This window comes from Ferrovibrio sp. (genome assembly GCF_965278975.1).
GTDB lineage: Bacteria > Pseudomonadota > Alphaproteobacteria > Ferrovibrionales > Ferrovibrionaceae > Ferrovibrio.
In genome coordinates this window covers 3,131,467-3,156,464 of record NZ_OZ257126.1, presented here as the reverse complement: position 1 = coordinate 3,156,464, position 24,998 = coordinate 3,131,467, and the positions used below count along the sequence as shown (strand labels likewise).

Annotated in this window: 22 protein-coding genes; 6 read left to right on the top strand and 16 right to left on the bottom strand. The window is 64.3% G+C overall.

Annotation, left to right across the window (positions count from 1 at the left end; all coding sequences use genetic code 11):
- Positions 1–21: 21 nt before the first annotated feature.
- From ACQY7X_RS15005 to ACQY7X_RS14980, 6 genes are all read right to left on the bottom strand, one after another.
- The gene (locus ACQY7X_RS15005) at positions 22–633 is read right to left on the bottom strand and encodes a DUF3035 domain-containing protein (protein ID WP_428246223.1); all 612 of its coding nucleotides are present in this window, start codon (positions 631–633) and stop codon (positions 22–24) included.
- A 102-nt stretch (positions 634–735) separates the two neighbouring features.
- Positions 736–2,646, bottom strand: a complete 1,911-nt coding sequence (locus ACQY7X_RS15000; protein WP_428246222.1) for an ATP-binding protein — start codon at positions 2,644–2,646, stop codon at positions 736–738.
- A gap of 153 nt (positions 2,647–2,799) precedes the next feature.
- Positions 2,800–3,291 carry a signal peptidase II gene (lspA, locus tag ACQY7X_RS14995; protein ID WP_428246221.1) on the bottom strand — a complete coding sequence of 164 codons (492 nt, stop codon included), beginning with the start codon at positions 3,289–3,291 and terminating at the stop codon, positions 2,800–2,802.
- Positions 3,291–6,113, bottom strand: a complete 2,823-nt coding sequence (ileS, locus tag ACQY7X_RS14990) for an isoleucine--tRNA ligase (protein WP_428246220.1) — start codon at positions 6,111–6,113, stop codon at positions 3,291–3,293. The genes lspA and ileS overlap by 1 nt, the downstream gene beginning before the upstream one ends.
- Positions 6,114–6,314: 201 nt before the next feature.
- The gene (locus tag ACQY7X_RS14985; protein ID WP_428246219.1) at positions 6,315–7,256 is read right to left on the bottom strand and encodes a bifunctional riboflavin kinase/FAD synthetase; all 942 of its coding nucleotides are present in this window, start codon (positions 7,254–7,256) and stop codon (positions 6,315–6,317) included.
- A 5-nt stretch (positions 7,257–7,261) separates the two neighbouring features.
- A complete protein-coding gene (locus tag ACQY7X_RS14980) occupies positions 7,262–7,648 on the bottom strand; it encodes a MaoC family dehydratase (protein ID WP_428246218.1) in 387 nt (128 codons plus the stop codon).
- Positions 7,649–7,845: 197 nt separating this feature from the next.
- Here ACQY7X_RS14980 and ACQY7X_RS14975 point away from each other — a divergent pair, with 197 nt between their 5' ends.
- Positions 7,846–8,631: an HAD-IIB family hydrolase gene (locus tag ACQY7X_RS14975; RefSeq protein WP_428246217.1), complete on the top strand. Its 786-nt coding sequence runs from the start codon at positions 7,846–7,848 to the stop codon at positions 8,629–8,631.
- Between the two features lie 2 nt (positions 8,632–8,633).
- On the opposite strand, the gene ACQY7X_RS14970 is transcribed toward ACQY7X_RS14975, so the two are convergent.
- Positions 8,634–9,767: an EAL domain-containing protein gene (locus ACQY7X_RS14970; RefSeq protein ID WP_428246216.1), complete on the bottom strand. Its 1,134-nt coding sequence runs from the start codon at positions 9,765–9,767 to the stop codon at positions 8,634–8,636.
- Positions 9,768–9,957: 190 nt separating this feature from the next.
- On the opposite strand from ACQY7X_RS14970, the gene ACQY7X_RS14965 reads away from it, so the two are divergent.
- Positions 9,958–10,449 carry a glutathione peroxidase gene (locus ACQY7X_RS14965; protein ID WP_428246215.1) on the top strand — a complete coding sequence of 164 codons (492 nt, stop codon included), beginning with the start codon at positions 9,958–9,960 and terminating at the stop codon, positions 10,447–10,449.
- Between the two features lie 12 nt (positions 10,450–10,461).
- Positions 10,462–11,319, top strand: coding sequence for a 23S rRNA (adenine(2030)-N(6))-methyltransferase RlmJ (locus tag ACQY7X_RS14960; RefSeq protein ID WP_428246214.1), 858 nt, complete (start codon positions 10,462–10,464; stop codon positions 11,317–11,319).
- A gap of 3 nt (positions 11,320–11,322) precedes the next feature.
- On the opposite strand, the gene ACQY7X_RS14955 is transcribed toward ACQY7X_RS14960, so the two are convergent.
- A complete protein-coding gene (locus ACQY7X_RS14955; protein WP_428246213.1) occupies positions 11,323–11,847 on the bottom strand; it encodes a nuclear transport factor 2 family protein in 525 nt (174 codons plus the stop codon).
- 62 nt (positions 11,848–11,909) lie between these two features.
- Here ACQY7X_RS14955 and ACQY7X_RS14950 point away from each other — a divergent pair, with 62 nt between their 5' ends.
- Positions 11,910–12,383, top strand: a complete 474-nt coding sequence (locus ACQY7X_RS14950) for a low molecular weight protein-tyrosine-phosphatase (RefSeq protein ID WP_428246212.1) — start codon at positions 11,910–11,912, stop codon at positions 12,381–12,383.
- 78 nt (positions 12,384–12,461) lie between these two features.
- Positions 12,462–12,683 (top strand): hypothetical protein, encoded by a 222-nt coding sequence (locus ACQY7X_RS14945; RefSeq protein WP_428246211.1) that lies wholly within the window; start codon positions 12,462–12,464, stop codon positions 12,681–12,683.
- 103 nt (positions 12,684–12,786) lie between these two features.
- Here the strand turns inward: ACQY7X_RS14945 and glcF are convergent, their stop codons facing one another.
- From glcF to ykgO, 6 genes are all read right to left on the bottom strand, one after another.
- Positions 12,787–14,103 carry a glycolate oxidase subunit GlcF gene (gene glcF / locus ACQY7X_RS14940; protein WP_428246210.1) on the bottom strand — a complete coding sequence of 439 codons (1,317 nt, stop codon included), beginning with the start codon at positions 14,101–14,103 and terminating at the stop codon, positions 12,787–12,789.
- A complete protein-coding gene (gene glcE / locus ACQY7X_RS14935; protein WP_428246209.1) occupies positions 14,103–15,332 on the bottom strand; it encodes a glycolate oxidase subunit GlcE in 1,230 nt (409 codons plus the stop codon). Before glcE ends, glcF begins: the two co-directional genes overlap by 1 nt.
- A gap of 17 nt (positions 15,333–15,349) precedes the next feature.
- A complete protein-coding gene (locus ACQY7X_RS14930; RefSeq protein ID WP_428246208.1) occupies positions 15,350–16,837 on the bottom strand; it encodes an FAD-linked oxidase C-terminal domain-containing protein in 1,488 nt (495 codons plus the stop codon).
- A gap of 12 nt (positions 16,838–16,849) precedes the next feature.
- Positions 16,850–17,578 carry a FadR/GntR family transcriptional regulator gene (locus ACQY7X_RS14925; RefSeq protein ID WP_428246207.1) on the bottom strand — a complete coding sequence of 243 codons (729 nt, stop codon included), beginning with the start codon at positions 17,576–17,578 and terminating at the stop codon, positions 16,850–16,852.
- A gap of 174 nt (positions 17,579–17,752) precedes the next feature.
- The gene (locus ACQY7X_RS14920) at positions 17,753–18,961 is read right to left on the bottom strand and encodes a hypothetical protein (protein ID WP_428246206.1); all 1,209 of its coding nucleotides are present in this window, start codon (positions 18,959–18,961) and stop codon (positions 17,753–17,755) included.
- A gap of 370 nt (positions 18,962–19,331) precedes the next feature.
- Positions 19,332–19,457 carry a type B 50S ribosomal protein L36 gene (ykgO, locus tag ACQY7X_RS14915; protein WP_290980092.1) on the bottom strand — a complete coding sequence of 42 codons (126 nt, stop codon included), beginning with the start codon at positions 19,455–19,457 and terminating at the stop codon, positions 19,332–19,334.
- Positions 19,458–19,661: 204 nt separating this feature from the next.
- Between ykgO and ACQY7X_RS14910 the strand changes: the two genes are divergently transcribed.
- On the top strand, positions 19,662–21,224 hold the full coding sequence (locus ACQY7X_RS14910; protein ID WP_428246205.1) for a class I SAM-dependent methyltransferase: 1,563 nt from the start codon (positions 19,662–19,664) through the stop codon (positions 21,222–21,224).
- A 132-nt stretch (positions 21,225–21,356) separates the two neighbouring features.
- Here the strand turns inward: ACQY7X_RS14910 and ACQY7X_RS14905 are convergent, their stop codons facing one another.
- Together ACQY7X_RS14905 and ACQY7X_RS14900 are read right to left on the bottom strand one after the other, a co-directional pair.
- A complete protein-coding gene (locus ACQY7X_RS14905) occupies positions 21,357–22,904 on the bottom strand; it encodes an acetolactate synthase large subunit (RefSeq protein WP_428246204.1) in 1,548 nt (515 codons plus the stop codon).
- 53 nt (positions 22,905–22,957) lie between these two features.
- Positions 22,958–24,859 carry a methyl-accepting chemotaxis protein gene (locus ACQY7X_RS14900; protein ID WP_428246203.1) on the bottom strand — a complete coding sequence of 634 codons (1,902 nt, stop codon included), beginning with the start codon at positions 24,857–24,859 and terminating at the stop codon, positions 22,958–22,960.
- Positions 24,860–24,998 lie beyond the last annotated feature (139 nt).

The following is a 24,998-nucleotide window of genomic DNA, read 5'->3' as shown; positions in this document are numbered from 1 at the left end:
GGGAACTCAAACCGGGGCGGCTTAGAAGATGCCTTCCAGGATGCCGCGCTCGCGGCGCTTCACGGTCGGCACATCGCCGCTATTGGCGCTCTTGCCCTGGGCCGCGTTCTCACGCAGGCGCTGGGCCTCCTTGGCCGGATCCACCACGGTGCCCGAAGGGTCTTGAGTCTTCTGCCAGAAGACCAGGCGATCAACCAGACGGCGGTCGCGCTCGGCAAGCTGGGTGAATTCATCATTCACCTTGCGGCGGATATCCGGATCGGGGCTGCTGGCGCGGGCGAGCTGCAGCAGCTGCACCTCACCCGGGCTGCGCGGCGCGGCCTGGGCCTGGGCATTGCGCTGCATCGGGCTGAGCTGGCCGGCGGCTTCGCCACGGCCACCGCTAAGGGCGGCCTGGGCGCGTTCACGCGCCGTCACTTCCTGCGGTCGCGGCGCACCCGGCTCCGGCGGGCGCAGGCCGAATTCCGGTGGCAGCACCAGCGGCGCCTTGGTCACCACGGCGAATTCGTCCGGGGCCTTCTTGTTCAGGCCCAGCGCCTCGCGCGCGGTGTCGCAACCGGTCAGCGCCAGAGGCAGCGCGAGGAAAACAAGCGGGGCCAGATGGCGTCGGCCGGCACGGATCGGTCGACTCATGGCGGAGTCCCTCCCAGGCTTCAGAAAGCAGAGGCCTAATATCGCCTCTCGACGGCCAACTTACAAGAGCGGCTAGGCAACTCAGGTGGCGGCAAATCCGTCTTATTTCCCAAATGCTTGTGGCGGGAAACGGACTATCGCCGCAGAGCCCTCGCCAACCTTCGAGACGATGTCGAGGCTGCCGCCATGGAGTTCCATGAATTTCCGGCTGATGGCAAGGCCAAGCCCGGTGCCTTCGCTGCGCCGGCGGATGCTGAGGTCGCCCTGCCAGAATGGCTCGAAGATGCGGCCCAGATCCTCCTTGCGGATGCCGATGCCGGTATCCTTCACCTGCAATTCGACGCCGCCTTCGGCGGTCACCGCCCCGGCCAGCCGCACCTGGCCGCCGGGCGGGGTGAATTTGATGGCATTGGACAGCAGGTTGAGCAGCACCTGTTTCACCGCCCGGGCATCGAGTTCCAGCAGCGGCAAGGCCGTGCTGCCCAGCTCGTTGATCAGCACGATGCGGTTCTCCCGTGCCCTGCCCTTCACGATGGTGAAGCAATCCTCCACCACCTGGGCGATATCGGTCGGCTCACGCGCCAGTTCGTAGCGCCCGGCCTCGATCTTCGACATATCCAGGATATCGTTGATCACGTTCAGCAGGTGACGGGCGCTGACGACAATATCCTGCGCGTAATCGAAATAGCGTTCCGACGACGGCCCCCACATGCGCAGCACGATCACTTCCGCAAAGCCGATCACGGCATTCAGGGGCGTGCGCAATTCGTGGCTCATATTGGCAAGAAATTCGCTCTTGGCGCGGTTGGCGGCAATGGCATGCTCGCGCTCGCGGGCCAAACTGCCGGCCAGGCGTTCCAGGTCCTGGGCCTGGGCGCGCAGCCGGGTGTTGGCGGCATCCAGCGCCTGCTCGGCCAGCTTGCGCTCGGTGATATCGGTGGCGATGGTGAGCAGCGCACGCACACGGCCATCGGCATCGCGCAACGGCACCTTGCTTTCCAGCGCGGTAACGGGCTGGCCATCCTGGCCGGCATAGGTATTCTCGAAATTCATTACCGGCTGGCCGGTCTCGAATAGCTGCCGGTCATTGATATTGGCCTGTTCGACGAAAGCACGCCGGCTGGCCTTATCCAGCGAGGTGAGCGGGAAATCATCGACGCGGCGGCCGACAGCGGCCGCATTCTCGATGCCGAACAGCAATTCCGCCGGGCGGTTGAGCAGGATATAGCGCCGGTCCGTATCCTTCAGCGTCACCCGGGCCGGCAGGTTGTCCAGCACCATGCGCAGCAATTCGCGTTCGCGGTCGCGGTCGCTCAAATGCCGTGCCGCCGCAACCAGGATATCGTTGATGCGGCTGGCCAGCAGGCCGAATTCATCATTGCGGTGATGCGCCGGGATCTGCACCCGCGAGGCCGTGGGATGCTCGGCATCGACGCGGCTCAACTGTTCCACCAGAGCCAGCAGGGGCCGCGTCAGGGTGTAATAGAACAGCACCGTCAGCAGCAGGGCGAGGAAGAAATTGCGCACGAAACCGGTTACCAGCACCACGCCGATGCGGTTCACCACATTGGCGGCGAACTGATCGCCATCCACCACCACGCGCAGTTCGCCCACCAGTTCCTGGCCACGCGCGGCATAAAGCGGCCGGGTGCGCACCTCATCCTCGGCGCCGACAAAATGCGTCAGCCAGTTGCCCTCGGTATCCTCGCGCTGCTGCACCGCCATGCGGCGGCCGTAATTATCGTGGATTTCAGCACGCAGGATCGGACGGTAGAGCAGCAGGCCATTGACCACGCGCACGGCCAGCTGTTCGTCCAGCGCATAGGCCGCCTGGGCCGCCGGCTCGTTCAGCATGTCCATGACCTGGTTGATCGCGGTGTCGCGGCTGGTGAGTTCGCCGCGCACATCGAGCACCAGTTGGAAAATGCTGGAGATGAAGCCGAGCACCAGCGCCGCCAGCACGGCGACCTGCACCTGCTTGACCGATAATCTGCGGTGCCAGGGAATACTCATCCGCTCCGCCAGACCGGGTCCATCTCTGCGCGGGTCGAACCCATCCCCACTCCGCTGCCTGTTGCGGAAGAAACTCTGCCATCTTTTCCACCCTCATGCAACGAAGGGTGGCGCAATCTATATTCCAGGTTTAGCGCCCAGGTTTAGCGGGAGTCAGTTTTCGGCAGCGCCGCGGGGCAGCAGGGAGTCGAGCAGCAGCAGGCCGACGCCAACGACAATGGCGCAGTCGGCGATGTTGAAGGCCGGCCAATGCCAGCCAAAGGCGTGGAAGTCGAAGAAGTCGGCAACTGCACCGAAGCGCAGCCGGTCGCCGATATTGCCCAGCGCACCGCCGATCACCAGGCCGAGCGCCACCGTCACCAGCCGCGCCGGCCCGCGCCACAGCCAGACCAGCAGCCAGATGGTAACCGCCGCAGCGGCGGCAATGAGGATCCAGCGGCGCTCGTCGCCGGCATCGCTGAACATGCCGAAGCTGACACCCCGGTTCCACACCATGACCAGGTTGAAGAACGGCGTGACTTCGATGCCGCTGGGATTCTGCTCCATCAGGCCGAGCAGGAACGGCTTGCTGAGCTGATCGGAAATCACGATCAGGGCCGCGATGATCAGGCCCAGCAGCCGTGCCTGCTTCGGCATGGCGGACATCAGGCCGCCACCGCCTCGGCGCAGCGCTTGCAGAGGTCGTCATGGCCCTGCACATGGCCAACCTCGTCCAGCACCTGCCAGCAACGCTCGCATTTGATGCCGCTGGCCTGGCGCGGCAAAGCCGCAACGCCCTTCACATCCTCAAGGCGGAAGGCATCGGCCGGGCCTTCGCCCACCTCCACCTTCACGCTGGAGGTGATGCAGATTTCGGCGAAGTCGATGCCCTGCAATGCTTCCACATCCTCCGGCGCAACGAAGACCTGCGGCGACGCCTGCAGGCTGGAGCCGATGCGCTTGGCGGCGCGTTCGATTTCCAGCGCACCGGTGACGACGCGGCGCACGCGGCGCACGCGCTCCCACTTCGCGCCCAAAGCCGGATCGAGCCAGGCTTCCGGCAGGGCCGGGAATACCTGGCGGTGTACCGAGCCATCCTCGCTGGGATAACGGGTCAGCCAGGCTTCCTCGGCGGTGTAGCAGATGAACGGCGCCAGCCAGATGGTGAGGCACTTGAACAATTCATCCAGCACCGTGCGCGCGGCGCGGCGGCGGATGGTGCCCGGCGCGTCGCAATACAGCGCATCCTTGCGGATATCGAAATAGAAGCTGGAGAGATCGACGGCGCAGAACGTGTAGAGCGCCACATACATGCGGTGGAAGTCGTAAACCTCGCAGCTTTCACGCACCACGCGGCCGAGTTCGGCCAGGCGATGCAGTACCCAGCGCTCCAGTTCCGGCATCTCGGCCACCGGCAGGCGCTCGGCCTCCTGGAAGCCGGCGAGATTGCCGAGCAGGTAGCGCAGCGTGTTGCGCAGGCGGCGATAGGCATCGGCCTGGGCCTTGATGATGTTATCGCCGACGCTCAAATCTTCCGAGTAATCCGACGACACCACCCAGAGCCGCAGGATATCGGCGCCGAACAGGTCGATCACCTTCTGCGGCTCGACGGTGTTGCCGAGCGACTTGGACATCTTGCGGCCCTTCTCGTCCAGCGTGAAGCCGTGCGTGAGGACAGCATCGTAGGGTGCGCGGCCACGGGTGCCGCAGCTTTCCAGCAGCGAGGAATGGAACCAGCCGCGATGCTGGTCCGAGCCTTCGAGATAGAGCGAGGCCGGCCATTGCAGGTCGGGCCGCTGCTCCAGCACGAAGCTGTGGGTCGAGCCGGAATCGAACCAGACATCCAGGATGTCGGTCACCATCTTCCACTCGGTGGCATTATATCCATTGCCGAGGAAGTCTTCCGGCTTGGCGGTGAACCAGGCATCGGCGCCGCCCTTGAGGCAGGCCTGCACGATGCGCTCGTTCACGGCTGCATCGCGCAGGATTTCGCCGGTCAGCTTGTTCTCGAACACGGTGATCGGCACACCCCAGGCGCGCTGGCGGCTGATCACCCAGTCCGGGCGCTGCTCGATCATCGCATAGAGCCGGTTGCGGCCCTGCGGCGGATAGAAGGCAGTGGCATCGATGGCCGCCAGCGCCTTCTTGCGCAGGTCGTTGGTGGCCATGGAGATGAACCATTGCGGCGTGTTGCGGAAGATCAGCGGCGCCTTGGAGCGCCAGGAATGCGGATACTGATGGCGCAGCCGGCCGCGGCCGAGCAGGCCGCCCGCCGCCGTGATCGCCTCGATCACCGCCCGGTTGGCCTCGCCTTCCTTGCCGGCATCATCCAGCACCCGCTTGCCGGCGAACAGCGGCACATGCGGGAAATAGCTGCCATCCTCGTCCACCGTATGCGGCACCTCGATGCCGTTGGCGATACCGAGATTGTAGTCATCCGCGCCATGGCCCGGCGCGATATGCACAAAGCCGGTGCCGGCATCCAGCGTGACGAAATCGCCGGCCAGCACCGGCACGTCGAAATCATAGCCCTGGCCGCGCAGCGGATGGGCGCAGACACTGCCGAGCAGTTCGGCGCCTTTCAGCGTCGCCAGCAATGTATAGCTCTCGATGGCGCAGGCCTTGGCAACGGCCTCGGCAAGGTCCTTGGCCACCACCACATCGTCGCCCGGCTTGGCCAGCGACTTCTCAGCAACCGCATCGACGCGCAGGCGCACATACTCGGCGTCATGCGACAAAGCCACGGCGCGGTTGCCCGGCATGGTCCAGGGCGTAGTGGTCCAGATCACGATGCTGGTGCCTTGCAGCGCCGGATTGCTCGCCTGCACCACCGGGAATTTGGCGAAGATGGTATGCGAGGTATGTTCCTGATACTCGACTTCCGCTTCGGCCAGCGCCGTGCGCTCGACGATCGACCACAGCACCGGCTTCGAGCCCTTGAACAGGCCGCCATTCATCACGAATTTCTGGATCTCGCGCACGATCTGGGCTTCGGCTGCGAAGCTCATCGTGGTGTAGGGATCCTTCCAGTCGCCGATCACGCCGAAACGCTGGAATTCCTTACTCTGCACCGCGATCCAATGCTCGGCGAAATCACGGCATTCCTTGCGGAACTCGTCGATCGGCACATCGTCCTTGTTCTTGCCGGCGGCGCGGTACTTCTCCTCGATCTTCCATTCGATCGGCAGGCCGTGGCAATCCCAGCCCGGCACATAATTGGCATCAAAGCCCATCATCTGCCGGGAGCGGTTGATCACGTCCTTGAGGATCTTGTTCAGCGCGTGGCCGATATGCAGGTTACCGTTGGCATAGGGCGGGCCATCATGCAGCACGAACTTCTCGCGGCCCTTCGAATCCTGGCGGAGCTGGCGATAGAGATCGTTCTTCTGCCAGCGGGCCAGGATTTCCGGCTCCTTGGCGGGCAGCCCGGCCTTCATCGGGAAGGCGGTATCGGGCAGGAATACGGTTTCGCGGTAGTCTTTGGTCATGACATCACTCGGCTGGCGGCCCTAGGGCGTCGCGTCGGGAACGCGCTCACAGGAAATTAAGAAACGGCGAGAGAATCCCGGCCCTCAGATAAGGGCCGGGCTCATAATTCGCGGCGCTCGGAGGCGAAGCCGCGTATGGCCGGTTTCGGTTGTCATGCCCGAGATTTAGCATCCCCGGGCGGCGCTGTCGAGACAGCGTCGTTAACCTTTAGCCGCCAGCAGGGCCCGGGCCGCCTCGACATCGGCGGCGATCTGCCGCTTCAGCGCCTCGGCCCCCTCGTATTTCACTTCAGGCCGCAGGAAAGCATGGAATTCCACGCGCATGGGCCGGCCATAGAGGCTGCCGGCAAAATCGAACAGGTAGACTTCCAGCTTCACGTCGGTCTGGTTGAAGGTCGGGCGGATACCAAGGCTGGCGACGCCATCATGGCGCTTGCCATCAATGACGGCGCGCACGGCATAGATGCCGAATTTCGGAATCTGGAAATCGGTCAGCGCCACATTGGCGGTGGGAAAGCCGAGTTCGCGGCCGCGCTTGTCGCCATGCTCGACAACGCCGATAATTTCCCAGGGGCGGCCGAGCAGGTCGGCGGCGGCTTCCGGCCTGCCCTCCTCCAGCAAGCTGCGGATGCGCGACGATGAGAAGGCGCCATGATCGTCGCCATGCGCCTGCACCACGCTGACGCCGATGCCCTTGGCCGCGCACAGCTCCCGCAGCATGGCGGTATCACCGGCACGGCCCTTGCCGAAGGTGAAGTCATACCCCACCACCACATGGGCCAGCCCGAGTTCGCGTTGGAGAATCTGCGCGACAAAATCCTCCGGCCCCAGGTTGGCAAGGCCGGCATTGAACGGCAGCGCCAGCAGGGCATCCACGGCCAGCCCGTCCAGGATGCGCGCCTTGGTCTCCAGCGCATCGAGCCGGAAGGGCGGCGCGGAGGGCACGAAAAAGCGGCGCGGATGCGGCTCGAACGTCATCACCAGAACCGGATGCCGGCCGGCGGCAACGCGCTGCGTCGCCACGCTCTGAGCCTGGGCAACCAATGCCTGGTGGCCGCGATGCACGCCGTCGAAATTGCCAATTGCCGCCACGGCACCGCGCAGGGCGGCAGGCAGCTCGGCGATGGAGCGGATGATCTGCATCGCCGTCAATTGGGACGGCGGTTGACCATCAGCGTCGCTTCACCCTCGATCGCCACCGTATCGCCCACCTTGCATTCGCAGGTGAACTTCACACGGCGCTTCTCCTGCACGATCTCGGTCACGGTTGCCCTGGCCACCACGGTTTCGCCCAAACGCACCGGCGCCTTGAAGCGCAGATCCTGCGACAGGTAGATGCAGCCGGGCCCGGGCAGCTTGGTGCCGAACACGGTGGAAAGCAAGCTGGCCGAGAGCATGCCATGGGCGATGCGGCCCTTGAACATGCTGCTGGCGGCAAAATCCTGGTCGATATGCACCGGGTTGGTATCGCCGGAGACGGCGGCGAACATCAGGATATCGGCTTCGGTCACGGTCTTGCTGAACACGGCGGACATGCCGACGGACAGATCCTCGAGATAAAAACCATGCTGGCTCATCGTGGCACGCTTCAATCCTGTATAGTCCCACCAGTCGAACCAGACGCGGTTGACGCGGTGGATCGGGGGCGCGACTATACTTTTTGCCCAAAATACCGGCAAGCATCGCCCCCTCACCCTTTCGTACCCCCTCTAAACGTCGAAATCCGCAGCCCATGCAATCGCTTGCCGCGCTAGAGCCCGTCCGCAAACAGGTCCATTACCTGCTCACCGATATCGACGACACGCTGACCAGCCATGGCCGACTCGAGGCGAAAGCCTATGCCGCGCTGGAGCGGTTGGAGGAAGCCGGCATCCGGGTGGTGCCGATCACCGGCCGCCCCGCCGGCTGGTGCGACATGATCGCCCGCTTCTGGCCGGTGAGCGGCATCGTCGGCGAGAATGGCGCGCTCTACATGCGCTATGACCGCCGGGCGAAGAAGATGCAGCGCCGCTTCTGGCAGGCCGAGCCCGAGCGCCAGGCGGCGCGGGCCAAGCTGGCGCAACTGGCCGAGACCATCCTGCGCGACGTACCCGGCACGGCTCTGGCCTCCGACCAGCAATACCGCGAATGTGACCTCGCCATCGACTTCTGCGAGGATGTGCCGCCGCTGCCCGGCAGCGAGATCGACCGCATCGTGGCACTATTCGAACAGGCCGGCGCCACCGCCAAGGTCAGCTCGATCCATGTCAACGGCTGGTTCGGCCAATGGGACAAGCTGAGCATGACGCGGGTGTTTTTCCAGGAATGTTTCGGCATCGACCTGGATGCGGCGCGCGACAGCATCGTGTTTTCCGGCGACAGCCCGAATGACGCGCCGATGTTCGGCTATTTCCCGCTCTCGGTCGGCGTCGCCAATGTGCGCCCGTTCCTCGACCGCATCAGCGCCACGCCGAAATTCATCACGGCGGGCGAAGGCGGCAGCGGCTTCGTCGAACTGGCGGATATGCTGCTGGGGTGAGCTTAGGCCACCTTGGCCAGTTTCGGCGTGCCGAACAGATGGCCCTGGCCAAGCTCGAAGCCGTAATCGGCAAGCTGCACCAGATCGCGCTCGGTCTCCACCTTGGCAATCACCGGCTCGATCTCGTGGCGGCGGCAGATTTCCAGCAGGTCCTCCAGCGCCACGGGGGCGGTGCGGGCATGGCGCGGATCGAGCAGCAGCCGCGCATCCAGCTTGATATAGCGCACGCCGAGCTTGCCCAGCGCGGCGATATCGATATCCAGGCTGTCGAAGCCATCCACCGAGAGGCCGAAGCCCAGGCCGGCCAGGCGCTCCAGCCGGTGCCAGCCGGCGCGATCAAGTTGGCGCAGGCCGGTATGGGCGAATTCCAGGATCAGCGTGCCGGCACGTTCCCGCTCGCGGCGCAGGAATTCATACAGCGTCTCGAAAGCTCGTGCGTCGGCCAGCGCGGCGGCTGAGATATTGCAGAAGAAGCCGAGATGGCGGGCACGCGCTTCCAGCTTGCGCACCAGTTGCACGCCGCGCAGCAGCATCAAGGCATCGAATTCGGCCGCCAGCCCCGCCGCCTGCAAGGCCGGCATATGGGCGCCCGGCGACAATTCACGGCCCTCGGCATCGCGGGCGCGGGCGAGCAATTCGACAAAACGCAGCTTGCGCGCCGGCAGGCGTACCACCGGCTGCACATGCAGTTCCACGCGGTTGTTGTTCAAAGCATCGCGCACGGCAGCAAAGATCGCGGTGTCGTCGGCGGCATCGGCTTCAACAACCTCCTCCGGGTCAGGCAGGATCACCGGCATGGCAAGGCGGGGCTCGGCGCGGCTCTCGACACCAGTCTCTGCAATGCGGCTGTCATTAGCCTGCAGCGGCATCGCTTGAACCTGGGCCTGAACCTGGGTCCGGTCCTGAATCTGGGGCTGGTTCTGCACCAGGCGGTCGATCTCATCCAGCAGCAGGTTCTGGATCCGGAAACGCTCATAGCGTTCGCGCAGGGCCCAGAGCAGGCCGCCGATGGCGACACACAGCAGGATGAATTCGCCTGGCACCCAGCCCGGCGCAAGACGCGACAGGCTGACGGCGCCGATCAGGCCGAGCAGGCCACAGGCGATGAAACTGAGCAGACCGGGAATACTGGGCATGACATGCCTCCGCACCACGTCGCGGCATTTGACGTTGCCTTTAGGAAGGGGCAAGCTTATCTCAACAGCATTAACGCAGCCTTAACCGATGGCACATGTCATGGCCCTGATCAGGCGTCACCTCCTGCAAGCCGGCCTGGGGCTTCTGTCCCTGGCCTCCCTTCCCTTCCAGGCGCGAGCGAAAACCGGCATGAGCTTCCATGATTTTGACCTGACCGGCATCGACGGCAAGCCGATGCCGCTGAAGCAGTACAAGGGCAAGGTGGTGCTGCTGGTGAACACCGCCTCGCAATGCGGTTTCACCCCGCAATACACCGAGTTGCAGGCGATCTGGGCGAAATACCGCGAGCGCGGCCTGGTAGTGCTGGGCGTGCCGTCGAATGATTTCGGCGGCCAGGAACCCGGCACGGCGGCGCAGATCAAGGAATTCTGCGAGGTCAATTTCGATGTCGACTTCCCGCTTGCCGACAAGCAGAAGGTGAGCGGCGCCGACGCCCATCCGGTCTACAAGTGGCTGGCTGCCGAATTCGGCGAACTCGCCAAGCCGCGCTGGAACTTCCACAAATATCTCATCGGCGGCGATGGCAGTGCGGCGGAATGGTATTCCACCGCGACCAAGCCGGGTGACGCGAAAGTGATCAAGGCCATCGAGGCCGAACTCGCCAAGCTGAAGCCGGCGTAACCGTAAAACCCCGTGAATTACCGTCACGCCTTTCACGCCGGCAACCACGGCGATGTGCTGAAGCATGTGGTGTTGCTACAGTTGCTGGAAGCCCTGCGCGCCAAGCCGGCGCCGTTTCACCTGCTGGACAGCCATGCCGGCGCCGGGCTTTACGACCTCGCCGGCGATGAAGCACAGCGCGGCGGCGAATACCGCCTCGGCATCGGCACGGTGCTGGCCGATGCCCGCGCCGCCAAGGCATTGCCGCTCTATGTTGCCGCACTCAAGGAACTCAATCCCGAGCTGAAAGCCGATGGCAGCGGCCTGCGGCATTATCCCGGCTCGCCCTGGCTGCTGCGCCGCGCGCTGCGCGAGCCGGACCGGCTGAGCCTGATCGAACTGCATGGCGATACCTACGAGGCGCTTCGCCGCAATATGGGCCGTGATGCCCGTATCGGCATCCACAAGCGCGATGCCTTCGAGGCGTTGGGGGCGCTGCTGCCGCCGACACCCCGGCGCGGCCTGGCGCTGATCGATCCGGCTTTCGAGCAGCGCGACGAATTCGACCAGGCCGCCAAGGCACTGGTTGCCGCGCATCGCCGCTGGCAGACCGGGCAGATTGCGCTGTGGTATCCGATCAAGGACCAGAACAGCAGCGACGCCTGGGCCAAGGCTTTGGCGCCATTGCTGCCGGAAACCCTGCGCATCGAATTGCTGATCCGCCCGGCGCGCGATGCCACCAAGCTGAACGGCTCCGGCCTGCTGCTGCTCAATCCGCCCTGGAAGCTGGATGAACAGCTGCGCGCGCCGCTGCAATACCTGAACGAACGCCTGGGCCGCGAACCGGGTGCGGCCACGCGGATCGACTGGCTGGTAAAGCCGAAGGGCTAGATTTTAGTGAATTGAGCGCGAGGGCGGCGTGTCGTCGCCGTCATCGTCGTCATCATCATCGTCGTCTTCGAGTCCGACTTCCGCCTCGGCCAGTTCGGCCTCGTCGTCGTCATCCTCCAGCTCGTCGTCGCCATCTTCGTCGTTGCTGGCACCGCCCGGCGGCGGCGTCGAAACCGGGCCGGCCTGATGATAGGCCAGCTTCCAGGTCTTGCCCTCGCGCACGAAGGTATTGGTGGCAACGAGATAGGTGTCGTCCACCTTCTCATAGCAGGTGACGATGCCGACATCGCCCCAGCACATCGCTTCGGCACCAGCGGTTTCCATCTCTGGCGCGGCCGGATTGGAGAGGATGCGCTCCCAGCTATCCAGCACCGCCTGGCGGCCGAAAAGCGGCGGCCAGCCGGGATGGATGCAGCCGACCGGCTGGCTCTTGGCCCACAACGCCGCCATCGCCACCATGTCGCGCTCGGCGAAGGCGTTATAGAAGGCCTCGTTGGCAAATAGCAGGGCGGTTTCATCTCCAGACATGGCGGCAGTTTACTCTTTCCCGGGAGGCTTGCGGTAGAGCCGGCGCCGGGCAAAATGCCGCCATGAACATCCTCATGGTATGCACCGGGAACATCTGCCGCTCGCCCACCGCCGAAGGCATGCTGCGGCATTATCTCGCCGAGGCCGGGCTGGCAGACCATGTGCGGGTCGATTCCGCCGGCACCCATGACTACCATATCGGCAACCCGCCGGATTCGCGCAGCATCCGCCATGCCCATGGGGCCGGCGTCGATATCAGCGGCCTGCGCGCCCGTCAGGTCAGCCGCGCCGACTTCCAGAATTTCGATCTGCTGCTGGCGATGGATGGCGGCCATCTACAAGCCTTGCACCACATGGCGCCGCCGGCATTGCGGGCGCGGGCGAAACTCTATCTCGACTTCGCTCCGGCACAGCCGCTGCGCGATATGCCGGATCCCTATTACGGCAATGCCGATGGTTTCGACCTGGTGATCCGGCTCTGCCATGCCGGTTCCAACGGATTGCTGGCACATATCCGCCAGACTCTCGGGCGTTAGCGAATACTAAGACACGCCTCCCTTCAGCTACTTCAGCGGCGTGGTATAACGGGCCGTCATCGTCCAGGGATTGCTGCCATGATCCGCGTTGCCTTGATCGCCGCTTTGCTTGTTGCCGCCACGCCCGCGCTGGCGCAGCAGGCCAAACCCGCCCAGCCGGCACAGAAATCCCATGCCGAGCTGGTGCAGGAATGTATGTCTGACATTCAGAAGGGCCTGAAGGTCGGCCAGGCCATGACGTCGCATCAGCGCATGCAGGCCGAGCAGCAATGCCGCGCCTTTGCCGACAGCAAGAAGTAAGCCTTATTGTCACCCTCGCGAAAGCGAGGGTCCCATTCAAAAAATGGGATACCCGCGTGCGCGGGTATGACGCCTTAGCTGTTGTCGGGCCTGCATTCAACCCCTAATCCAAGCCCGCCGGCTTAGGCCCGCCCGTCGCCCAGTCGAGCCATTGCACCGTGTGCAGCACCGGCAAACGCTTTGCCGCCGCCCCGGTGCTTGCCGCTTCGGCGCCATTGGCGATCTGCACCAGGCAGCCGATATTGCCCGCCGCCACCGCCTCTGCGCCGGTGCTTTCGATATTGCGCAGCTTGCGTTCGCGCAATTGCCCGGCCAGTTCCGGCTGCAACAGATTGTAGGTGCCTGCCGAACCGCAGCAGAGATGGCCTTCCGGCACATCCTTGACCTGGAAGCCGGCGCGGCTGAGCAACTGCTTCGGCGCCGCGGTGATCTTCTGGCCATGCTGCAACGAGCAGGCGGAGTGATAGGCAATGGTCATCGCCGGCACGGCGCCATTGGGCTGCAGGTCGAGATCGAGCAGCAACTCGGTCACGTCCTTGGCCAGGCCGGCAACACGCGCCGCCTTCTCTGCCCAGGCGGCATCATTGCGTAGCATGAAGCCGTAATCCTTCACCGTGGTGCCGCAGCCCGAGGCATTGATCACGATGGCATCCAGCCCCTCGCCATCGGCCTCGGCGCACCAGGCGGCGATATTCGCCTTGGCCTTGGCATGGGCATCATGCTCCTTGCCCATGTGATGCGTCAGCGCACCGCAGCAGCCGGCACCCGGCGCCACCACCACCTCGCAGCCATGGCGGTTGAGCAGGCGGATCGTCGCCTCGTTGATCGCCGGGTCCAGCACCTGCTGGGCGCAGCCGGTCATCAGCGCCACGCGCTTCTTGCGCTCGCCATGCGCCTTGTAAACACCGGGGCGGTCCAGCACGGAAGCCTTCGGCAAGGTTTTCGGCGCCATCTGCACCATGCCGCGCAGCTTCGCCGGCAGCAGGCCGGCGAATGGCCGCGCCAGCATCGCGCCGCGCAGAGCCAGCCGGAAACGGCCCGGATAGGGCAGCAGCCAGGCCAGCAGCGCACGCATCATGCGGTCGAGGAATGGCCGCTTGTAGGTCTGCTCGATATGGGCGCGGGCGTGATCCACCAGATGCATGTAATGCACGCTGCTCGGGCAAGTGGTCATGCAGGACAGGCAGGATAGGCAGCGGTCGACATGGCGCACGGTTTCTTCCGTCGCCGCCTCGCCGCCTTCCAGCATCTGCTTGATCAGATAGATGCGGCCGCGCGGGCTGTCACGCTCATCACCCAGCAGGGCATAGGTCGGGCATGTGGCTGTGCAGAAACCGCAATGCACGCATTTGCGCAGGATGGTGTTGGCTTCTGCGATATTCGGATCGGCGAGTTGGGCGAGCGTAAAGGCGGTTTGCATTAGAGGCCCGCCTCCATGCGGCCGGGATTGAGGATATGCTGCGGATCGAAGCTGTCTTTCACGCGACGGCTGAGTGCCGCCAGTGCCGCATCCTGCGGCTGGAACACCGCTATCGCCGCGCGCACGGATTCATCGGCGCGGAACAACGTGGCATGGCCGCCGCCGGCTTCGGCAACCGTGCGGCGCAGATCGGCGGCACCGGCATCGCGGCTCGGCAGGATGCTGAGCCAGATCAGGCCGCCGGCCCAATCGTAAAAATACGCCATCTCGGGGTGCCATTCGCGTAAAGACGCGACGAATTCCGCGCCCTTGCTCGGCGCGATGCTGACGCGCCACAGCACGCGCTCCAGCGGCTGCGCCAGCAGGCTGGCATCACGGATTTCGCGCCAGGCCCAGGATGAATTCAGCGAGTGCAGTTCATCCAGTTCGCCATGCTTGGCCAACAGATCGCGCAGCGCCTCGCAGCGTGCCTTCACGGATACATCGGTGCCTTCCACGCGCACCAGGGTGGCGGCACGACCGGAACTGGCGATGCGGCTGGCCCCGGAATGTGCTGCCAGTGTTGCCGGCAGATGCGCCAGGCCGGAAACTTCATGCGGCGACTGCGCGGCCTCGGCCAGCGCGCGGATGGCGGCGGCATCGTCCAGGCCATAGACCACGACAGTACGGGTCTTTTCCGGCGCCGGCAGCACTTTCACATGCGCTTCGGTGACAGCAGCCAGCGTACCAAATGCGCCGCAGAGCAGTTTGGAAAGATCGTAGCCGGTAACGTTCTTCACCACCTTGGCGCCGTTCTTGACCAATTCGCCACGCCCGGTCACCGCCTGGAAGCCCAGCAGGTGATCGCGCATGGCGCCGATCTTGAAGCGGCGCGGCCCGGCGATATTGGCGCCAATGGCCCCGCCCAGCGTGCCGCGCCCTGCCGGCATGCCCCAGAGCGGGCCGAAATCCGGCGGCTCGAAGGCCAGTATCTGGCGCTGCTCAGCCAGCAGCGCCTCGATATCGCTGATCAGCGTGCCAGGCTTTGCGGTCAGTACCAGTTCGGCGGGTTCGTAATCGACAACACCGGCAAGCTTGGAGAGATCGAGCACATGGGCGGCCTGGACCGGACGGCCCAACCGCGCCTTGCTGCCATGGCCGATCAGGCTCAGCGGCGTGCCTTCATTGGCGGCCCAGGCAATCGCCTGGCGTACATCTTCAGCGGTAGCGGGGAGAAAAGTGTCGGTCATCGCTTTAGAACCGGGGCCTAGAAACGCGGAATGTCGGGGAAGGCCAGCTTGCCCCGGCTGACATGCATGGCGCCCATATCGGCGCAGCGATGCAGGCTGGGGAAAACTTTGCCGGGATTGAGCCGGTGATCCGGGTCGAAGGCACATTTGACGCGCTCCTGCTGCGCCAGATCCGCCTCGTTGAACATCGCCGGCATCAGGTCACGCTTCTCGACGCCGACACCATGCTCGCCAGTGAGCACACCGCCGACCTCGACACAGAGCCTGAGAATATCGGCGCCGAATTCCTCCGCCTTCTCCAGTTCGCCAGGATTATTGGCATCATAGAGGATCAGCGGGTGCAGGTTGCCATCGCCGGCATGGAACACATTCGCCACGCGCAGGCCATGCCGCTCGGAAAGCTGCGCCATGCGGGTCAGCACCTCGGGCAGCTTCTTGCGCGGAATGGTGCCGTCCATGCAGAGATAATCCGGCGAGATGCGGCCCACCGCCGGAAACGCCGCCTTGCGCCCGGCCCAGAAGCGCAGGCGCTCCTCTTCGCTTTCGGAAACCCGCAGCGACACCGCGCCGCAGCCGCGCGCGATCAGATCGACGCGGCTCAACAGATCATCCACCTCCGCCGGCGGGCCATCCAGTTCGATGATCAGCAACGCCTCGACATCGCGCGGATAACCGGCATGGACGAAATCCTCCGCCGCATGGATCGCCGGACGGTCCATCATCTCCATGCCACCCGGAATGATGCCGGCGGCGATCACCTTGGCGACGCAATCGCCGGCGGCTTCCGAAGTGGCGAAACCGGCCAGCACGGCGCGCTGGGTGGTCGGCTTAGGGAGAATGCGCACGGTCACTTCCGTCACCACGCCGAGCAGGCCCTCCGAGCCGCAGACAATGCCGAGCAGGTCATAACCTTCAGCATCGAGATGCTTGCCGCCGAGCCGGATCACCTCGCCGGTGATCAGCACCATCTGCACGCCGAGGATATTGTTGGTGGTAAGGCCGTATTTCAGGCTATGCACGCCGCCGGAATTCTCCGCCACATTGCCGCCGATGGTGCAGGCGATCTGGCTGGAAGGGTCCGGCGCATAGTAGAAGCCGCGATGCTCCACCGCCCGCGTGATGCCGAGATTGGTGACACCCGGCTGCACCACGGCGCAGCGATTGTCCCAATCGACTTCCAGCACCTTGTTGAACTTGCCCATGCCGAGCAGCACGCCATCGGCCAGCGGCAGCGCGCCACCCGAAAGCGACGTACCGGCGCCGCGCGGCACCACGTTGACGCCGCGCTCGTAGCAGAGTTTCAGCACCGCCGAGACCTGCTCGATAGTGCTCGGCAGCACCGCCACCAGTGGCAATTGCCGATAGGCGGTGAGGCCATCACATTCATAGGCGCGCAGGCTGCGTTCATCCACGATCACGCCCTCGCCCGGCACGATGCGGCGCAGATCGGCGATCAGGGCCTCGCGCTGCGCGAGGATTTTCGGGTCTGGGGCGGGCATCAGCATGGTGGGGCTTCCTCAATCTTCGCCAAAACCGAAACGCGATGCGGCGGCGGCAACATGGGCACGGGCGGCTTCGGCAGCGGCCGCGGCATCGCCGGCCTCGATGGCGCGCAGCAAGGCACGATGCTCGGCTTGCGCGGCAGCGGCCTTGCCCTGCTGGCGCGAAGCCTCGCTCCAGGTGAGCTGGCGGGTTTCGGAAAACTGGTGCGCCAGGAAATCCGTGAACCGCTGAATCAGCGGATTGCCGGTGGCGGCGGCCACGGCGGCGTGGAAGGTATCATCGGCCCCGGCTGCCTCGCGGCCTTCGGCGAGCGCCTGTTCCATCGCCGCGAAGGCAGCGGCAATGGCGGCGAGATCAGCCGGCTGGCGGCGGCGGGCGGCGAGTTCGGCGGCGGCCACCTCAATGGCGCCGCGCAGCTCGAAAGCATGGCGCAGGTCGCCGCCCTCGGCGGTCTGGCTCGGCGCGGTCATGCGGAAACTGGTCTGGCCCGGCCGCGCCAGCACGAAGGCCCCGGCCCCCTGGCGGGTCTCGACATAGCCTTCGGATTTCAACCGGGCGATGGCCTCGCGCACCACGGCACGGCTCACCTTATGGGTTTCGGCAAGCTGCTTCTCGGTCGGCAGCCGGTCGCCCGGCGCCAGGCCGCCCTCGCGAATCGCCACCAGGAGCCGCTCGGCAAGGGCCGAGCCCAAACCACTGGGGCGCGGCAGGTCGGCGGCTTGGCTCTGGCTGAAATGCAGCATCGATTCCCGATAATTTGTCAGACAAGCTGACAACTATCCCGTGGAACCTCACCCGTCAAGCCAGGATATAGAGGTGCCGATCGTCAGGAGCACTCTAGTGACAATTGGCCACTTCCCTCCTGGCCATGCTGCACCGCGCGCTATGCGACCGCCGGCTACAGGCGCTTGAACAACTCAATTGCGTGATTTGAACAATTCAATCAGCGGCAACGGGATGCCGTCTTCGCTTGGCTGCGCCGGCCCGGGCCGGAACAGCGCGTTCAGCGCGATCGACAGATCCGCCTGCTTGCTCTCGGGCAGATCCTTGCTACGTTCTTGCAGTGCCAGATAGGTCATCGCCTGCACCGATCGCTGGCTGGCATCGCGGGAATCGATCATGCAATCGATGAATTGCCGCGAGATATGCTTCAGCACCCACACCACCGGCAAAGCCGCCGCCGCCAGGATCGGCACCGCGGCCAGATTGATGTCACGACCATCACCGATCAGTTCCCTGAGAGGTCCGCGCAACTCCCAGATCAAATACGCAGTGCCGCCGGACATTATGACGAAAGCGAGAACCCACAATGCGGCCCATATTACCTGCCGGCGCGCCCGGCCCTTCCAGTAATCCACCGGCGACATCAATGTCAGCTTGCTATTATAAAATATCCGTAGCTTCTCCAGTTTGTCGTTCTGATCGGCACGCATCGCTTCCGCGGCCTTGGCTGCTTCCTCACGGCTATTCTTGTTCGCTTCGATTTCCTCTTTCATTGCGTCGATCGTCGCTGCCGATGCCGTACTCAGCGCGCTGAGCACCTGCTCATTTTCCGCGCGGCGTTTCTGCGCGGCCGCTTCATTCTGCTGCACCTGACTCATCCAGTCCTGCCAGGCCGGCGCAAAGGAAGTGGGCGAGGGCGCTCCCATGTTCCAGCGCATCAATGCCAGCATCACCTCGCCGCGCATGGTCGTGTGGATTGAGTTCGTGTCGGGGCCTGTTCCGCGCGCCCTGGCCCAGGCGCCCATCAGTGCCGCCAGCGGGTCGGTTTTGAACACTTCCATGATGCGGGCATCGTCAGGATTCAGCGAACAAAACGCCCGGTCGAACTGGCGCCCTTCGGTGAAGGGCACCATGCGGTTTTCGATATCGGGGAGAGTTGCCGGGTTTGGCGTCTGCGCCAGTCGCTCAAAATGCTCAAGCTGCCGGTGGGAAATTTCCCGGTAAAAGTCGCGAATGGCTGCCAATGGAAAGCCGGCGTTATTTACGGCATCCCTAGAAAGCATTGCCCCCCAGAATTTGCTTTCCTGTCCTGTGAAGTCACGGATATCGGCAACACTCATAAAAGGCTTTTCGATGCCCGGGGCGATCTTGAGCACATAAATCGGCTTTGCATTGGCAGACATTGTTCCCCCGGTTCCTGTTTCTCGATTTCTCCAACATCTTTCCCGATTTTTGCAACATATTAGTGTTTGATCCGGCACAGCACAGACGAACAGAAAATTAAAACCGTATGTTTATGCCCCCATGGGGCCCCTCCTGGGCAGCAATATCCTGCTTTGCCAGTAGCTTATGGGCGGCCAGCAAAGGACATCTTCGCCACAATGGACCGCATATGTTCGGCCAGTATGCGGCGCAAGGGGGATTTGGTCTGATATCCGCGCCGATACAATCCCGAAAACATCATACCCAGAACGAGAAACGGCCCGGACGACGGAGTCGTCCAGGCCGTATGAGAACCTTAAGCCGGCGCCGGAAGCGGCGCCCGGCGCGCTATCAGCCCTGGCGGGCCTTGAAGCGCGGGTTGGTCTTGTTGATGACGTAGACGCGGCCCTTGCGGCGCACCACGCGGCAATCGCGATGGCGGGTCTTGGCGGACTTCAGCGAATTGATGACCTTCATGACACTAACCTTAGATCTAGTCCTGCCCGTGAAGGGCTACGAAAAGGCCGGCGCGACTGGCCGCACCGGCGCGAAAAGCGGGCGGACCATACAAAGCCGGTCCGGGCCTGTCAACGGCGAAAAAGCCCCTGTTTCCCGGCGCCCTTAATAAAGCGGAAGTCTTTTCTGGTACACTCCTAGGGTTGAATAACTGGGGAGTGGCCTGTGCAGCCTGACTGGACCGCCGGATACGTTGCGGAAATCGACTATACCTACGGCTATTACCGTGAACTGGCCCCGGCGCATCTGCGCCTTGCCCTGCTGCTGCGCGGCATCGCTCCGCCCCCCTCCGGGCCGGTGAACTACCTGGAACTGGGCTTCGGCCAGGGTGTCAGCGTCAATATCCATGCCGCCTCCAACCGGGGCTCCTTCTGGGGCACCGATTTCAACCCGAATCAGGCCGCCGGTGCCCGCGCGCTGGCCAAGGCCGGCGGCAACGGCGCCAACCTGCTCGATGATGGCTTCGCCGATCTGCTGGAACGCGACGACCTGCCGAAATTCGACTTCATCACCCTGCACGGCATCTGGACCTGGGTTTCCGACAAGCACCGCGACACGATCGTGGCGATCATCCGCAAGCATCTGGCGGTCGGCGGCGCGGTCTATATGTCCTACAACACGCTGCCGGGCTGGTCGGCCTCGATGCCGGTGCGCCACCTGATGAAGCTGCATGAAGACCTGGCCGGCAGCGCCGAACAGGGCATCCAGAAGCGCATCCAGGCCGCGATTGCCTTCGGCGAGCAGGTGGATACGGCCGGCGCCGCATTCTTCCGCCAGGTACCTGGCGCGCGCGACCGCCTCAAGGGCCTGAAGGACAAGCCGGCCAATTATCTGGCGCATGAGTATTTCAACGCCGACTGGAAGCCGATGTATTTCGCCGATGCGGTGCGGCATCTGGAAACCGCCAAGCTGGGCTACGCGGCGCCTTCCAACCTGCTCGACCATATCGACAACGTGAATTTCAACGAACAGTCGCGGCAGATGCTGGCCAGCATCCAGAACCCGCTGCTGCGCGAAAGCGCCCGCGATTTCGTGGTCAATCAGGTGTTCCGCCGCGATATCTTCACCCGGGGCCAGCGCCTGCTGAGCATGCCGGAACGCACCGCCCTGCTGATGCAGAGCCGTGTGGCGCTTACCAACCTTGCCGGCGAAGTGCCGCTGAAACTCAATGCGGCCATCGGCGAAGTGAACCTGAGCCCGGCGGTCTACACGCCGCTGATCGAGGCCCTGGCATCGGATAATTACCGCGCCAAGACGCTGGGCGAACTGGTGCCGGTGCTGGCGCCGAAGAATATAAACCCGTTGCAGATCATCCAGGCGGTGACCCTGCTGATCGGCGCCAACCATGCTGCCGCGGCGCAGAGTGCGGATGAAGCCGCTGCCGCCGTGCCGTCAGCACAGAAGTTCAATGCCGCCCTGCTGAAGATGGCCCGCGAGCATACCGAGGTGATGTGCATGGCTTCGCCGGTGCTGGGCGCCGGTGTGCCGGTGCCGCGTTTGCAGCAGATGTTCCTTGCCGCCCTTGCCGAGCAGAAGAGCAAGAAGGCGCCGGATGCCACCACGCTGGCCAAGGGCGCCTGGGCGATCATGACCGCCATCGGCCAGCGCGTGGTGAAGGACGGCAAGACGCTGCAAAGCGAGGATGAGAACATCACCCAGCTTGCCGCCGACGCAAAAATCTTCCTCGACCGCCTGCCGCTGCTGCAGGCGCTCGGGGTCGCGGCTTAAGTTCGCGCAAAAAAAGGGATCGTCATGGCCCGCTTCAGGCGGGCCATCCACGAGTTTCTTTTTAAAGACAAGAAAGCAAGACGTGGATGCCCCGCCTGAAGCGGGGCATGACGGTATGTATTGGTTGCGATTTTAAAACACCAGTTCGATCAGGCGCGGGCCGCGCTGGGCGAAAGATCGCTTGAGCGCGGCCGCGAAGCCATCGAGATCCGTGGCGCGCTCAGCCGCGACGCCATGGCCTTCGGCCAGCTTCACCCAATCGGGATTGGGGCGGTCCAGCGTCAGCATGTCGATGGCGCGCGGCCCCGGATTGCCGACGCCGACATTGGTCAACTCGCCCTGCAGGATGGCGTAGCGCCGGTTGGCGAAGATCACGGCGGTAACATCCACATTCTCACGCGCGAAGCTCCATAAAGCCTGCTCGGTGTAGAACGCGCTGCCGTCGCCGGTCAGTGCCACCACCTTGCGGTCCGGCGCCGCCAGCGCCGCGCCCAGAGCCACAGGCAGCGAATAGCCGATCGAGCCGCCCATATTCTGTAGCCAGTCATGGCGCGGACCGCCGGCCATGGCACCGAAAATGCCGCGCCCGGTGGTGATCGATTCATCAACGATGATGGCGTTGTCAGGCATCAGGTTGGCCAGCACGGCGGCAATGCCATCCAGGGTCACCGGGCCACTCGGCATCGGCGGCAGGGCCGGCTTCGGCGCAATCGTGAAATCCGCAGGCGCGCCTAATGCCGCGGCGATGCGTTCCAGCGCATCTTCCACATCATCCTCGATGGCGGCCACCGGCACGCGCAGGCTGCCATCGGGCAGCAATTCGCTCGGGCGGTTCGGATAGGCGAAGAAGGCCACCGGATTCTTGGCACCCACCATCACCAGTTGCTGCACATCCTTGAGATAGCCCAGCGCCACATCCAGCACATAGGGGATGCGGCCGATCTCCGGCAGATGCGGGCCGCGCTCGATGCGGGCATTGCTGCCCTGGCTGGAAACCCGGCAGCCGGTAGTCGCCTGGATGCGGCCGGCCAGCATGATGCCGCGCGCCAGCAGGGCCTTGCCGCCGAGCAGCAGCATGGCGTTCCTGCCGCCGGCCTTCAGCGCGGCAGCGCCGGCCTGGATGGCGGCATCATCCACCTTGCGGCGCGGCGCCACGGCCACTTTCGGCGCCACGGCGGCGGCTTCGTTCCAGGCCGTATCGGCGGGCAGGATCATGGTGGCAACGCCGCCGGCACCGGTCATTGCGGCGGCCACGGCTTGGGCACCCAGCGGGCCGACATCATCAGCCGTGGCGGCCCGGCCGATCCAGGCCGAGACCGGGCGGGCGATACCATCGATATCGGAAGTCAGCGGCGCGTCGTATTGCAGATGATAGGTGGCATGTTCGCCCACCACGTTGACGATGGGCGAGTTGGCCTTGCGCGCGTTATGCAGGTTGGACAGGCCATTGGCGAGGCCGGGGCCGAGATGCAGCAAGGTGGCGGCGGGCTTGCCGGCAAGCCTTGCATAGCCATCGGCGGCACCGGTGACCACGCCTTCGGCCAGCGCCAGCACGCAGCGGATGCCGGGCACATGATCCAGCGCGGCGACGAAATGCATTTCCGAAGTGCCGGGATTGGCGAAGCAGATTTCCACATCGCTCGCCACCAGCGACCGCACCAGACTTTCCGCACCATTCATACTGCCGCCCTCTCCTTCAGCTATCAGCGTGCGGAGAGGCTAGCCGATCCGGCTCAGGTTTTGAAGAAGCGCACCAGGGCCGCCAGTTCCTGCGCCTGGGTGGTGAGCGACTGTGCCGCCGCCGTGGTTTCCTCAACCAGGGCGGCATTGCGCTGGGTCATTTCGTCCATGCTGCCCACGGCAGTGTTGATCTGATCCAGTCCCGTGGCCTGCTCGCGGCTGGCGGCCGCAATCTCGGCGACGATATCCGACACCTTCTTGATTGCCGCAACAATGTCCACCAGCGACTGGCCGGCGCGGTTGACCAGAGTGGCACCGGTCTTGACCTGGGCGTTGGATTCCGAGATCAGCGCCTTGATGTCCTTCGAGGCACTGGCCGAGCGTTGCGCCAGGGCCCGCACTTCCTGCGCCACAACGGCAAAGCCCTTCCCTGCTTCACCAGCGCGGGCCGCCTCCACGCTGGCATTCAGCGCCAGCAGATTGGTCTGGAAGGCGATCTCGTCGATCAGCGCCACGATATCGGAAATCCTGCGTGCGCTCTCCTCGATCTGCGTTACGGCGGCCACTGCATCGCCCACCACCTTGCCGCCGGTCTCGGCGGTATCCCGCGCTGTGGTGGCAAGCTGGTTGGCGGCCTGGGCATTATCCGCATTCTGCCTCACCGTCGTGGTGATCTCATGCATCGAGGCGGCGGTTTCCTCGATGCTGGCGGCCTGGGATTCGGTGCGGCCAGCAAGATCCTGGCTACCGGTGGAAATCTCGGCGGCCGCGCCATGCACCGCTTCCGTCGTCTGCAACAGCCTGCCGGCGAATTCGCGCAGGCGCGAGGCCATGCTGTTGGCACTGTTCTTCAGCGTGGCGAACACCCCCTGGTATTCGCCTTCCACCTGCCGCGTCAGGTCGCCATCGGCCATGGTCTCCATCACGCTGGCGAGCCCGCCGGTAACGGTGCCAAGCGTGCCGGAAAGGCGGTTGAGTTCCTGGCTCAAGGTCAGCAGGAAGCCATCCTTGTCGGTTTCATTCAGGCGCGTCGAGAGGTCGCCCGCCGTGATGCGGCGGCAGAGTTCCGCAACTTCCGCTGCTGCCTGGCGCTCGCGCGCCTCGCGCGCCGCGCGCTGTGCCTCGGCCTCCTGCCGCCGCGCGGCGATTTCCTCTTCCGCGCGCTGCTTCTCAACCGCGTTTTCCTTGAACACCACCAAGGCCGCACCGATACGGCCAACCTCGTCGGTCTGCTGCAACACCGGCACCTGGGCATCGAGATGGCCGTCGGCCAGGCGCTGCATTGCCGCAATCATGCGCTGCAATGGCCGGGTAACGCCGAGCAGCACGATACCCAGCGCCAGCGCCAGACCGGCGGCGCAGCCGATCACGGCGATGATGATCAGTTCGGCGCGCGTTCCCCTGGCTTCCGCCAGGGCCGCTTTCTGCACTTCCTCCTGCTGCTTGTTATAGCGGTCCTCGATATTGCGCAGGCTCTGGCGCGCGGCGTTGAACTGCGCCGAGGCGGCAATGATCGTGGCTTCGGCAGCCGCGAAATCGCCCTTGTCGCTGGTCTCGCGGGCGCTGCGATAAAGTGGGATATACCGGTCCACCGCCGCCTGCATGTCAGCGAAATCCTTGCGGTCGGCATCGGTATTGATCAGCGGTTTCAGCCGCTCCATGCGGCTCTGATAGCGAGTCAGTTCATCATCGGCAGTCTTGATCACGGTATCGCGCAAAGGCGGATCGAGCCGGCGCGTCATCGCCTCGGCCATGCGCACGAACTGCACCAGATTCACCGTGCCGCGCCCGGCATGTTCCAGCCGGGTGGCGGCATCATCAATGCGAACCAGCGCGCGCTCCATCTGGGCCAGCGCGTTCACGCCGCCATAGGCCATCAAGCCCGCCGTGAAAATGAGAATGGTGACAACGCCAAGCAGCTTGGTCAGCAGGCCAAGGTTACGGAACCATGCCATGACGCACCCCCCCGTTTGATTTCCGGTGATTTCTGGCAAACACCAAGTCAAACGGTAAGGAGGCCGGGCGAAATCACCTAGCAATAGTCTGTAGGTTCACAAACAAGTGCGCGCCAATAACGCAACAGTTGCACGCCAC